Origin of the sequence: Cecembia sp. (assembly GCF_007126775.1) — a bacterium.
Lineage (GTDB): Bacteria > Bacteroidota > Bacteroidia > Cytophagales > Cyclobacteriaceae > Cecembia.
Genome location: NZ_SLAP01000222.1, coordinates 1 through 11,997, shown reverse-complemented (window position 1 = coordinate 11,997; position 11,997 = coordinate 1). Strand labels below are relative to the sequence as shown.

General features: G+C 39.7%; 12 protein-coding genes. 5 read left to right on the top strand and 7 right to left on the bottom strand.

Translation table 11 applies throughout. The annotated features are described in order from the left end of the window. A partial coding sequence (locus QZT73_RS14720; protein ID WP_291788946.1) for a DUF664 domain-containing protein occupies positions 1 to 254 on the bottom strand: 254 nt, incomplete at its 3' end. A gap of 271 nt (positions 255 to 525) precedes the next feature. On the opposite strand from QZT73_RS14720, the gene QZT73_RS14715 reads away from it, so the two are divergent. From QZT73_RS14715 to arsB, 4 genes are all read left to right on the top strand, one after another. Then, positions 526 to 855 (top strand): metalloregulator ArsR/SmtB family transcription factor, encoded by a 330-nt coding sequence (locus tag QZT73_RS14715; protein ID WP_291785350.1) that lies wholly within the window; start codon positions 526 to 528, stop codon positions 853 to 855. A 92-nt stretch (positions 856 to 947) separates the two neighbouring features. Then, positions 948 to 1,490, top strand: a complete 543-nt coding sequence (locus QZT73_RS14710) for a DUF6428 family protein (protein WP_291788942.1) — start codon at positions 948 to 950, stop codon at positions 1,488 to 1,490. Positions 1,491 to 1,591: 101 nt separating this feature from the next. Next, positions 1,592 to 2,206 carry a protein-tyrosine-phosphatase gene (locus QZT73_RS14705; RefSeq protein ID WP_291785354.1) on the top strand — a complete coding sequence of 205 codons (615 nt, stop codon included), beginning with the start codon at positions 1,592 to 1,594 and terminating at the stop codon, positions 2,204 to 2,206. A 156-nt stretch (positions 2,207 to 2,362) separates the two neighbouring features. After that, positions 2,363 to 3,391, top strand: a complete 1,029-nt coding sequence (arsB, locus tag QZT73_RS14700) for an ACR3 family arsenite efflux transporter (protein WP_291785359.1) — start codon at positions 2,363 to 2,365, stop codon at positions 3,389 to 3,391. A 176-nt stretch (positions 3,392 to 3,567) separates the two neighbouring features. On the opposite strand, the gene QZT73_RS17030 is transcribed toward arsB, so the two are convergent. From QZT73_RS17030 to QZT73_RS14690, 3 genes are all read right to left on the bottom strand, one after another. Continuing rightward, a complete protein-coding gene (locus QZT73_RS17030; protein WP_363331099.1) occupies positions 3,568 to 3,651 on the bottom strand; it encodes a type II toxin-antitoxin system ParD family antitoxin in 84 nt (27 codons plus the stop codon). Positions 3,652 to 3,722: 71 nt separating this feature from the next. Beyond that, a complete protein-coding gene (locus QZT73_RS14695) occupies positions 3,723 to 4,742 on the bottom strand; it encodes an alpha/beta hydrolase-fold protein (protein ID WP_291788939.1) in 1,020 nt (339 codons plus the stop codon). 336 nt (positions 4,743 to 5,078) lie between these two features. Next, positions 5,079 to 5,684: a hypothetical protein gene (locus QZT73_RS14690; protein ID WP_291788937.1), complete on the bottom strand. Its 606-nt coding sequence runs from the start codon at positions 5,682 to 5,684 to the stop codon at positions 5,079 to 5,081. A 270-nt stretch (positions 5,685 to 5,954) separates the two neighbouring features. Between QZT73_RS14690 and QZT73_RS14685 the strand changes: the two genes are divergently transcribed. Next, positions 5,955 to 7,481: a thiol-activated cytolysin family protein gene (locus QZT73_RS14685; RefSeq protein ID WP_291785367.1), complete on the top strand. Its 1,527-nt coding sequence runs from the start codon at positions 5,955 to 5,957 to the stop codon at positions 7,479 to 7,481. A 58-nt stretch (positions 7,482 to 7,539) separates the two neighbouring features. Here QZT73_RS14685 and QZT73_RS14680 read toward each other — a convergent pair whose 3' ends face one another. The 3 genes from QZT73_RS14680 to QZT73_RS14670 form a co-directional block, all read right to left on the bottom strand. Further along, entirely contained in the window at positions 7,540 to 10,095 is a 2,556-nt protein-coding gene (locus tag QZT73_RS14680; protein WP_291788935.1) for a serine/threonine-protein kinase, read from the bottom strand. A 4-nt stretch (positions 10,096 to 10,099) separates the two neighbouring features. Continuing rightward, entirely contained in the window at positions 10,100 to 10,648 is a 549-nt protein-coding gene (locus QZT73_RS14675) for an ECF-type sigma factor (protein ID WP_291785373.1), read from the bottom strand. 138 nt (positions 10,649 to 10,786) lie between these two features. Continuing rightward, on the bottom strand, positions 10,787 to 11,704 hold the full coding sequence (locus QZT73_RS14670) for a sugar phosphate isomerase/epimerase family protein (protein ID WP_291785377.1): 918 nt from the start codon (positions 11,702 to 11,704) through the stop codon (positions 10,787 to 10,789). Between the last annotated feature and the right edge of the window lie 293 nt (positions 11,705 to 11,997).

Below are 11,997 nucleotides of genomic sequence, written 5' to 3'. Positions count from 1 at the left end.
TTCAAGGACTCTAAATCCGTCCATTCCTCAGTATCTTTTCCGGCCTTTAAGGTTTGGGCATCCACTTTCACCTCCATATTGCCAAATACATTTTTAGCAAAAAGCAATTCCACTTCGGCCAAATGCCTGATTAGGAAGCCTGCAGAATTTGGACTGTTGCCTAATTTCTTGGTGAGGTCTTCGGGCTGGATATTTGACAATTGATTTATCAATCGCGTGCGGCCTTCTTTCCAGAGTTCTATCAATGCTTTCATGGTTTCAATTTAGGAAAAATGTAAAACATTTTTGTGTCATAAAATATTTATCGTAATATTGCGATGTAATTATAAATGAAATAAATTTAGAAATAAGCTACGCGAAATACGGTTGAAATAGGGTTTCAAAAATAGGTGTGAATAATTGACTTAGAACATTGCGACCTAGTATTTCTATCATATTTCCACTTTATTTCTACCTTATTTCTTAACTCTTGCTTCTAAAATCTAATCTCTAGATTCTCGCTTCTAATCTCTAACTGTCTAAAAAATGGGTGTTACCAAAACAGATCTCTTCACAGAAAAGCAAAACGAACTGGCAAAAATTGCCAAAGTTTTTGCACATCCAGCACGCGTGGCCATTCTGGAATTTCTGATCCAATCCAATTCCTGTATCAATGGAGATTTAGTACAGGAACTGGGTTTGGCACAGGCCACAATTTCCCAGCATCTCCGTGAACTGAAAGAAATTGGAATCATCAAAGGCAGTATAGAAGGTGTCTCCGTCAATTACTGTATAGACCCTATCCGCTGGGTAGAGATTCAAAATCTATTTCAAGAATTATTCACTGGCTTTCCAAAAATATCTGGCTGCTGCTAGGATAAAATTGTACAAAGTACTAAGTACAATGTACCATGTATGGAGCCTTTTTGGTACTTCGTACTTGGTACATGGTACAAAAAAAAATAAATATGAAAACAACCGAATTCACCAACATCCTTCAAGAAAACCCCGAAAAGGTACTTTTCTTTGAATACCAGACAGGTCAATATGTAAGGACCGATTATCACATCACTGAGATCAAAAACGTCAATTTTGATACGGTGGACTGTGGCGGTATCCGCAACCAATGGTTAGAAGTACATGTGCAATTATGGGAAAATGAGATCCCTGAGCCGAATCATGCAGTGGACACTAGCAAGGCTATGAAAATTTTTGATGTGGTCAATCGCGTAAGGGAAACCTATCCGGATGCAGAGATCAAGTTTGAGTATGGTAATTCGGTATTCCCAACTGCCGTGCTACCAGTCCATAACATTAAAGACACAGGAAATGCTCTAATCGTGCAACTCACGGCTGATCAAACTACCTGCAAAGCTAAGGACCGAGCTACCACACCTGAAGAAAAAGCTGCTGCCTGCTGTGGACCTGTCACTGAAAAACCAAAAATCAGAGTCTCTCTGGCTTCTCTCCAGACAGCGAACAGCTGTGAACCTGGTTCGGGATGCTGTTAGGAATTGTACGAAGTACAATGTACCATCCGCCACGGCGGACAAGATGTACCAAGTTTGGTGAAGTCTTGGTACATCGTACTTGGTACCTGGTACAATATAATATGAACTTATACCCAACCCTCCAAACCTATATCGAGCAAGCGCAGGCGCTGCCGATAGCTGATGAACGCAAAGCGGTTCTTCAAGTGCTGATTGATTATCTCCAGCAAAAAATCGATCAAGATGAAGAAATCAACCTAAATTTTATTTGTACCCATAATTCCAGGCGGAGTCAATTTTCCCAGATTTGGGGAAAGGTGGCCGCAGCTTATCATGGTTTTGACATCAACTCCTATTCAGGAGGAGTGGAAGTAACTGCCTTCAATGAAAGGGCCGTGGCCTCTATCAAAAGATTTGGATTTAAGGTAAGCAAAGAAGGAAATGGCAATCCCAAATACTTTGTCTTCTTTTCGGATGATGAAGATCCCATTATTACCTTCAGCAAAGTCTATGATGATCCCGCCAATGCATCTTCCGGTTTTGCAGCAGTGATGACCTGTTCCCATGCAGATGAAAACTGTCCTTTTATTTCCGGTGCGGAAGCCAGAATCCCAGTGCGCTATGAAGATCCGAAAGCCTTTGATGATACCGATCAGGAGGCATTGAAATATGATGAACGATCCTTGCAGATTGCGTCGGAATTGCTTTATGTGTTTTCGAGGATTAAAACGAAATAACATTGATATTCACATCGTGAAATATGGTAGCAATATGCCTGCGGCTAAATATGTAATAACTCTATTTCTAACGTATTTCAATCATATTTTAATCTTGTTTCCATAATATTTCACTTTATTTCTATTGTATTTCCATATATATCAATTGAACAAAAAATGTCTGAAACCAAGAAAATCGCCTTCTTTGAAAAATACCTCACTTTATGGGTTGCTTTGTGTATAGGTGTGGGAATTCTGATCGGTCATTTGGCTGGAGATGATATCTCGGTCTTGTCGGATTTGGAAATCTACAATGTCAACCTGCCGATTGCCATTCTGATATGGTTGATGATTTATCCAATGATGTTACAAGTAGATTTTCGCAGTATCAAAGGCGTAGGAAAAGCGCCCAAAGGTTTGATTTGGACATTGGTCATCAACTGGCTTATCAAGCCGTTTACCATGGCATTCTTTGCTTGGATATTTTTTGATCAATTGTACTCGGCCTACATAGAACCAGAAATGGCTGGTGAATACATTGCAGGTGCAATTTTACTGGGTGTAGCCCCCTGTACAGCCATGGTGTTTGTATGGTCTTATTTGACAGATGGAGATCCTAATTATACCTTAGTGCAAGTATCAGTTAATGACTTGATTATATTGGTGGCTTTTGTGCCTTTAGTTGGGCTTTTGTTGGGCATTACTAATGTTGAGGTTCCATATGGAACATTAGTTTCATCAGTGGTAATATTTGTTGTTGTACCTCTATTAGCTGGAGTCATTACTAGCAAAATAATAATTCAAAATAAAGGTGAAGATTGGTTTAAAAAAGAATTCCTTCCGAAATTCAAACCAGTAAGCATCATTGCATTGCTGTTGACTTTGATCTTGCTTTTTGCATTCCAAGGACCCAATATCCTTAATAATCCATTGATCATATTGCTTATTGCAGTTCCCTTGATCATCCAAACCTACTTTATCTTTTTCATCGCTTGGTTTGGAGGAAGAAAACTAAAACTCAGACATGCAGTCTGCGCACCGGCATCCATGATCGGAGCGAGCAATTTCTTTGAGTTGGCTGTAGCAGTGGCCATTGCCTTATTTGGTTTGGATAGCCCAGCCGCTTTGGTGACTGTTGTAGGTGTTTTGGTGGAAGTGCCAGTGATGCTACATTTGGTGAGTTTGGCCAATAAGTGGAAGTATTAAATACTTCGTGGAATATGGAAGAAATATGCATTAAAATTTCTATTACAAAACATCATGCACAATCTGGGTTTAATGCTTGTTTATCCTGCTAATCACATCGGATTTTTCATGAAAGATTCTAAGAAATATTCAGCTCTACCGCTTTCTTCCCCCTTAATGATTTCCCTTCTGAGTAATTAGAGTTTAACTTCTTTTTCTTCCAAAAGTCTTAGGCCTCCACACACTGTTTTCCAAGCAGATCCATATCTCCCATTTTCTATTTACATCTTCTACTCCATAATAATCAAGAAGCGGGCTGTTTGATGCTATCCGCTGATTTCTGAAGAGTACTTTAGAATACCAGATTCTTGGAGAAAAAGGGAAGCGTATGGGTCTGAATCCTTTCTGCAATGCGGTTAAGGTGATCGCCTTCATAGCTTTCATAGAAGTGTGGGATTTGGTATGATTCCAATATTTCATGAAGAGATTTGGTTGCTTCGCTGATTCCCCTATCCTGTAATCCGGCATCCAAAGCAATGGCCTTCAATTTTTTTAGATTGAGGATGTATTGGTCCACAAAGTTCAAGGTCCGGTTGGCAATAATTTTATTGATAACATCTTCTTGGGGCTCACCATTTTTCGCTGGCAAATCAAGAAAAAATGGTGGGTTTTGTGGGTTGGGAGCAAATGCCGCAGAAGTAGCCATTGTCGCAATTTCGAAGAAATTCGCTCCTTCCAGTTGTTCGGGAATTAAAGTCTCCAACTTTTTTATGAGTTCTGCATTGGTATTGGCTCCACCGTCCATACAGCAAGGACTAAGGGCATATATAGCCGCATAGACATCAGGATTTTTCATGCCCAATCGTAAAGTGCCATAGCCTCCCATAGAATGCCCTGCCAATCCGCGACTATTTTTATGGGCTAATGTGCGGTAATTGTCATCGATATGCTTGACCAATTCCTTGGTAACGAAAGTTTCCCAATCACCTACTGTAGCTGAACTTGCATACATACTGCCCTTGAACCGGTTATAGGCATTGGGCATGACCACGATCATTTCTTTGGAAAGGCCCTCGGCTATAGACTGCTCAATGACAGTTTGCAGATTGATCCAGTGATTCTCCCAGCCAAACCATTGGGAGTCGGTGTCTGTAAAGCCATGAAGCATATACAGCACAGGAAAGCGGCTATCTGGATTTTTTTGATAGGATGGAGGAAGATAGACTGTGACCTCTCTTTCAGCCAGGTCACCGATCAGGTTTCCTTCCAAGGCTGTACTGTAGACTTTGATGCGTTCTTTAGTGCCGGTTTGAGCCATGGCTTGATAAAAACTCAAGCAAAAGATCAGCGCAATCAGAAAATACTTTTTCATAGGTTAATGGGTTGAGATAGATTTTGGGAAAATGGGAAAATAAAAATCTCTTTTCCTGAAATTATAAAAGATAAAAATTATATCCTATCGGTAATTACCCTAAGGGTTAAGGATAAATTTTGATTGGTAAGAATTGACTTTGGAAAGGAATGCAGTCTCAAAATTCTATCGAAGCAATCAAATGTCAGTACCCAGAACAATGTGGATAACTTTCCATGGGCTGAAATCATCACAAAAATGAATATCTCAAATAAAAAAGGGGCTGAAAGTTTCGATTATGATCAAAATATTCAGCCTAATACCCATAAAATGGAATCCATATTTTATATCATAATCTTATTTTTTCCCAACATTGAACCGCACTTTATAAGTAGCATTTATAAACCATGGAAAATAATAATCCGCTCCATAGGCTGAAAGGGCCAAGGCATTCCTGACATTGGGATTCTTTGTTTTCCATTCCGCCTCCAGTTCCAACAAAAGTCCTATCCGCTGGTACTTATTCACAAAAGTCATTGGCATTGGATCTGCGGTATTAAAGATATTTGTAGCTCTAAATGCCTCTCCGCCCAACTGAAGAGAGGGGCCTGCTCCAAAGGACAATTTAAATCCTGAATCACGCTGTAGTATATCATATCTCAAGGTAGGCGTAATAAAAATACCCGAAGATTGGTCAATATTTTCCGCCAAACCATTGACGGCTCTATTTTCAAGATTTCCGAGAGATTGATAAAAGGACAGCCCGGCATTCAGAGAAATTCTCTTTCCTAATCTGTAGTTAAGTTCATTGCTCATGTTGAGACCCCATAGCAGGTTGTTACCATCAATGGTAGCACCCCCTCCAATGGAATACTGTAATTTTGGCTTTTCCTCTTGAGCGAAGCAGACAATAGGAGCAAAGGCTAATAAGAAAAGAAGAAGGAATAGATGTTTTGTTTGCATGAGTAGATAAATATTAAGTTTGAGATTCAAAAGTCCTGAATTTTAGTTCAACAAAGAAATTAATTTTAGTTAAAAAAACTAAAAAGCCTTTAACCCTGTAGATTTAAAAATTGCTGTCGGACGGGATTTCATTAAAGGAGAAAGCAGAATCATTCCTTTTTTTTCGCTTATTCCAAGAACTGACTCAAATAACTCCACAATTTTTTCAACTTCATTACCACTTTTGGGAATAAATGGCGCGTACCGATTATAACCAATAATCTATACGCCATGAAAAATTTATTCAAATTCAATTTTAAGTTGCTTTTTGCGCTAATGGGCGTCATTGCATTTTCCTGCCAGGAAACAGAGGAACCATCAGCAATCTCTCCGGATGCCCCGGAGATTAACGACCTTATTTCAACATTAAGCTATAATGCAAATGAGCTACTGAATGTACAAAACACCGGTAATTCATCAAGCTTAAGAACAAAAGTAGGGGAAAGCACGAACTCGACAGGTGTAAGTGGTGGAACTGTAGTTTGTACTACGGAAAGGTACAACTTGAGGAATAATTTTGAAGAAATAGCGGTGCTGCGGCCTACCAACGGGATTGTATATCCAGGATCCCTGGTTATTGGAGATAAAAGCATGATGGGAGGATTGCCGACCCCTGTCAATTTAGACAGAGCCCCGGTTTCAATGAGATTGGATCTTCCGGGTATGGGAGAAAAAGGTACAATCAAAGTGGAAAAACCTGACAATTCCAATGTTCAGACGCAATTGGATGATGCACTAAACTGGTGGCACCAAAATGCCGCCCAAGAAGGATATATCAATGCTGCCAATTCCTCCACGTCCATTTCAACTTCCTATTCCTACCAGCAATTGAGTATGGATGTGGGCCTGAATGTCAGTTGGGCAGCTGGAAATGTTGAATCCCAACTTAAATACGAAACTACCAAGACCCAAAAAGTAGCAATGATGGTATTCAAGCAGGTCTTTTATACTGTTTCCTTGGATGTGCCAAGCAAGCCTTCGGATTTTTTCGGTAGCAAAGTCTCGCTTTCCCAAGTGGAATCCACTTTTGGTCCTCAAGCTCCGCCTGCCTATGTTCACTCTGTTGCTTATGGTAGAATCATTATGTTTAGGATGGTTACAACAACCATGGCCTCTGATTTGGAAATTGAAGGGGCCTTTAATTATGCTACTGGATTAAAAAATGCTTCAGGTTCTCTGGAAAGTAAGTACAAGAGTATTCTTAATACATCTAATATCACTAGTTTGGCAATAGGTGGAAATGCAGAGGTGGCCAGTGAAATTGTTTCCGCTACCAATTTTGGTGATCTTGAATCAATTATAAAAGGTGAAAACGCAGTTTTTAGCAGAAGTAACCCTGGTGTACCAATAGCATATACAGTCAGGTTTCTTAAAGATAACAGTTTTGCAAAATTAGGATACACCACCGATTACCAAATAGAAACCTGTACCCAAAATCAACATCCTGCTAGAGAGGTATCAGTTATCAATAGGAATGCCGCACTTATTGGCCCTATAATTAGATACAGAATTTCCTATAAACAGCAAATAGATGGAATTACTTACAACAGAACCATTAATAGCGGTAATATTAATTTACAGAATAAAGTGACCAGAACTGTTCCGGGAGGATCCTTTGATATCAAACTGACAGTAGAGTTCCTTGATGGTTTCAGTTGGAAATTTCTTGCCGAAAGAAATTGGGACAGGCCCACAAGAGCCTGCTTTGAAACCAATTCCAGTTTAACTTCAATTAACTTTAAAACAACTCCGTGTTAAAGCTCATGGAGAAAAAGAATCAAAGGCTGGATTGGATTTATATCCAGCCTTTGATTAGTCAATTATTCATTGCCAAATACGCTTTTTCTAAAGAGCCATTTATTTTGGAAATGGTTTCTTGTGAAATATTGTCAAAGGATTGGTTATTCAGTAAAGCCATTTCAAGGTATTCTATGGCGGTAGAATAATTACCTAAGGCCAGCGAGCACTCTCCTAGTGCTTGTTGGCATTGGGATATAAGCTGAAGGTCATTTTTCTCTGTTTCTTTAAAGATTTTATAAGCCTTTTGGTAAAGTTCTACAGCATTTAAATGGTTGCCTTCACTGGCAAAAACCTTGGCAAGGTTCATCATGCTGGTGGCATTTCTTCGGTCTGTTTCCGGAAAAAGCTTTTTGTTTACTTCAACAGACTTGGAAAGGTAAATTTTTGCCTCTTGGATATTTCCCAAATTAAAATAGGTCATACCTAAAGTATTTGCCGTTGCGGAATAGTAATAATGTTCTTCTCCAAACAAGTCTGAAACCACTGAAAATGACGATATGTACAAAGGCAAAGCCTCCTCAAATCTACCCAATTGGTAATATGCTCTTGCCAAATTGGAAACACTGGCCATCGTTTCTACATGATTTTCCCCCAAAATAGCGTCTCTTTGTTCAAGAGATTTTCTGATGTAAGGGATGGATGCTTCAACATCCCCTTTGTTTTGGTATAGGCTACCTATGTGGTTATAGGATAATGCCAGTTCAAGATGAGGTTCTTCAAAAAGCTCTTTTTTCATCTCCAATGAAGCCAACAGGTATTTCTCCGCATCATCATATTCTTGCATCTTCCGTCTATTTGATCCGAACATGTGAAGATCATTGGCCAATAAAATGTGGGGAGCTGTAAGATGCTTTTGATGAATAGCATAGATGATCCGGTTTATGGAATCCGCCTCTTCATACCTTCCCAATTCATAAACTATGTTGCCAATTCCTAGCATGGCATTTGCCAGTTTCATTTCATCATTGGTATTTGTTTCCAATAATTGACTTAGGCCTTTTTTGGAGAAATACTCAGCTGAATCCAGTTTTCCATAAAAAAAATAGACATCTCCTATCAATAGTTCATTTTCAGCAAGAAGAGGGTGTGGATAGGAGAATAATTTCGAATTGATTTGGTATGCTTGCTCTGCAATGGATTTACCTTTTTCATATTTCCCCAAACTCAGATAAATGGGACTGATTTTAGTCAGCATTGAGGCAAGGATCTCAGGGTCCTCTCCAAGATTTTTCTCCAGATTTCTTAATCCTTCATCTAGAAGTTGAACCGCTGTAATGGTATCTGCTCCTCCAATATTCGGGTCTGCTGCCGAAAATATATCAGTAATCAAATTGGTGATCTGATTGGCACGTTTGGCCTCAGCCTGAGCAATATTTCTTTGCTGCTGAAGCTGAAATGTGTAATAAAGACCCATCGCCAAAAGGATGAAAAAAGCGCTATTTGCTACAGCCAACACGGTCCTGTTCCGTCGCAAATATTTTTGAGCCTGATAGGTCCAGGCTTTAGCATGTGCAGTGATGGGATAATCTTTCCGAAAATCATACAAATCACGGTCCAATTCATCTACTGATGCATAGCGATGCTGTGGAAGGACTTCCATGGCCTTTTGACAAATGAGTTCTAAGTCATTTGAAAACCGAATTTTGCCAAACATCTCTGAAAGCTTGAAAGAAGTTGCATTTCCCTTTAAAATAGCTGACTTCAATCCCTGAGGATCTTTAAATAGCTTTTCGTAGGGATGATAACCATTCAATAATTCAAACAATATCACGCCCAATGCATAAATATCAGAAACGGTGCTTGGATTGTTCCGCTCAATCTGCTCCGGGGCAGCATAGGCCAAGGTAAAGCCACTTTCTTTTTCGAATCCTTCCTCCACCATTCTAGAAACCCCAAAATCCAATAGCTTTACTTGTCCCTCATCATTGATGATGATATTTTGGGGTTTAAGATCTAAATGGGCAATAAGAGATTGATGGGCATATCGGACGGCAAGGCAGACCTGCCCAAAAAGGTTTAGGCGCTCATACAACCCCAAATTATTGTCTTTACAATAGTCAATAAGATTTTTCCCGGAAACCCATTCCATGGTGAAAAAAGGCCGGCCATCATCCGTAAATCCACCATCATAAAGTCTGGCAATGTTAGGATGATTCAGTTTGGCCAAAATCTGTCGCTCTCTTTCAAAATAATCACGAAATGTGGGATTGATCAATAGGGGCTTCATCAATTTAATGGCAACCACCTGATCAAAGTGACCGTCTGCACGGTGTCCTTTGAAGACTGTACCCATAGCACCCTGTCCGACAACTTCCTTCAATTCAAAAGCACCGAGCCTACTTCCCAACAATTCTTGGTCACTTGCCAACAAAGAAAAAATACTACTCGACTCAGCCTGAAACAGTGGATGTGAAGTTTTATCAGCCTTTAAAAGAGCGTTCAATTGTTCAAAAAGGTCAGCGTCTTCTTTAGAAATCGTCGCTAGTCTGGAGTTTCTCTTGTCTTCTGAAAGCTGGGTCAACTCATGAAAGAGCTCCTCGAGTTTTTCCCAATTTCCATTGACTGCTCTCATCGGTTCAATTTTTGAGTTCCTTACTTAACCATGCTTTTGCCAATCTCCAATCCCGTCTTACCGTGTCTATGGATACTTCCAACATTTCTGCGATTTCTTCATGCTTGTAACCTCCAAAAAAATGAAATTCAACTACACGACTGAGCCGTGGATTGAAATGCTTCAACCTTTTCAAAGACTCGTCCAGTTCAATGACCTGCTCGGGAGTTGTCAAAACAACATGGCTTAAGGCTCCTTGTGTAAGCTGAATATAATTACCACCCCGCTTTATTCTTTGTTTCTGCCTTGCATAATCCACCAAATACCTCCTCATTACAATGGCAGCAATTGCCATAAATTGACCTTTATTTTCGATCATCTTTTTTTGTTGGTCCATTTTCAGATAAACTTCATGTACCAAGGCAGAAGTATCCAATGTATATGCCTGATGCTCGAAGCGCAATTTACTCGAGGCAAGACTGCGTAACTCTCTATAACAGTCTTGGAAATGGGATTTTAGAATTTGGTATTTTCCCAGAGATGATGAATCAGAAGTCGTAAAAATAGAACCCATGTATTGAATTTATTTTTATTCTAAGCAGAAATGATACATTTAAAAATAACATCAAAATGTATAAAAGCCTAAAAAACAATTGATTAAATTCTATTTCCCCCAATATAAAAAGGTCTTACAGACCAAATCCAGTTTGCTTTATCCTAAAAACTGCCTCAAATAATTCCTACTTGTCAGAATTGCTTTGAATTTATCGGCTTCGGTTTTTTCGTAGGCTTTATCTTCTACTTCAATGCAGACCGGTCCCCTGTAGCCTACCGAGGTCAAAGCAGAAAAGAAATCCCTCCAATTCACATCACCAAGTCCAGGCAATTTTGGAGAATGGTATTCCAAAGGGTGGGCCATCGTCCCTACATGGTTAAGTTTATTGCGATATATTTTGGCATCCTTAAGGTGGATATGGAAAAGTTTGTCCTTGTAATCGTATATCGGTTGAATCTCATCCATTTGCTGCCATACCAAGTGGGAGGGATCGTAATTCAGTCCAAAATTATCGGAAGGAATAATGGAAAACATTTCATCCCAAATAGCGGGGGTATGGGCCAGATTTTTTCCGCTTGGCCATTCATCGGCGGTAAAATACATGGGGCAATTTTCGATGGCAATTTTGATATTATAATCTTCGGCAAACTTGATGATTGCTGGCCACTTATTCGCAAAGGTTTTTAGGTTATCGGAAATACTTCTGGTATGGTCCGCACCAATAAAGGTGTTGACAACTCCAAGCCCCATTTTGCTTGCTGCTTGGATGACCTTTTTAATATGAGCAAAATAGTAATCGCTTTTTTCCTGATCGACGTCCAAAGGATTGGGATAATAGCCTAGTCCTGAGATAGAAATGCCTCTGTTTCCGACATATTCTTGGATATAGGCAATCTTGCCTTTATCCAAGTTATCCACATCGATATGGGTGATGCCGGCATACCTTCTTTCAGCTTTGCCCTTGGGCCAACACATGATTTCCACACATTCGAATTGGTTGGCAGCAGCAAAGTCAATGACTTCTTCAAAAGAGTTTTCGGCAAGAATGGCACTTACAAATCCGAGGTTAAGCATAAGGGACTATATTTAGATTGATGTTTTTTTGAACGCAGATAACGCTGATTTAGCAGATTTACACAGATTTTTTTCTGCGATTGTCAGCCCTATCTGCATCAACAGTGGTCTTTGGATAATGGAACGCTGATCACGCAGATCAAATGGATTAAACCTGATTTTTGTCTTTGACCATCAGCCCAATCTGTGTCATCCGCGTTCCACCGAAAATAACACACAAGTTATACTGTTCCAAAAATCCATCAAAAAATCTGCGACCATCAGCCCAATCCGCGTCATCCGCGTTCCATCCA

Bases quoted from the DNA above. Each gene is read 5' to 3' on its own strand.
- QZT73_RS14710 (WP_291788942.1), top strand. From the start codon at position 948: ATGAAAACAACCGAATTCACCAACATCCTTCAAGAAAACCCCGAAAAG.
- arsB (WP_291785359.1), top strand. From the start codon at position 2,363: ATGTCTGAAACCAAGAAAATCGCCTTCTTTGAAAAATACCTCACTTTA.
- QZT73_RS14695 (WP_291788939.1), bottom strand. From the start codon at position 4,742: ATGAAAAAGTATTTTCTGATTGCGCTGATCTTTTGCTTGAGTTTTTAT.
- QZT73_RS14680 (WP_291788935.1), bottom strand. From the start codon at position 10,095: ATGAGAGCAGTCAATGGAAATTGGGAAAAACTCGAGGAGCTCTTTCAT.
- QZT73_RS14670 (WP_291785377.1), bottom strand. From the start codon at position 11,704: ATGCTTAACCTCGGATTTGTAAGTGCCATTCTTGCCGAAAACTCTTTT.
- QZT73_RS14675 (WP_291785373.1), bottom strand. From the start codon at position 10,648: ATGGGTTCTATTTTTACGACTTCTGATTCATCATCTCTGGGAAAATAC.
- QZT73_RS14715 (WP_291785350.1), top strand. From the start codon at position 526: ATGGGTGTTACCAAAACAGATCTCTTCACAGAAAAGCAAAACGAACTG.
- QZT73_RS14705 (WP_291785354.1), top strand. From the start codon at position 1,592: ATGAACTTATACCCAACCCTCCAAACCTATATCGAGCAAGCGCAGGCG.
- QZT73_RS14685 (WP_291785367.1), top strand. From the start codon at position 5,955: ATGAAAAATTTATTCAAATTCAATTTTAAGTTGCTTTTTGCGCTAATG.
- QZT73_RS14690 (WP_291788937.1), bottom strand. From the start codon at position 5,684: ATGCAAACAAAACATCTATTCCTTCTTCTTTTCTTATTAGCCTTTGCT.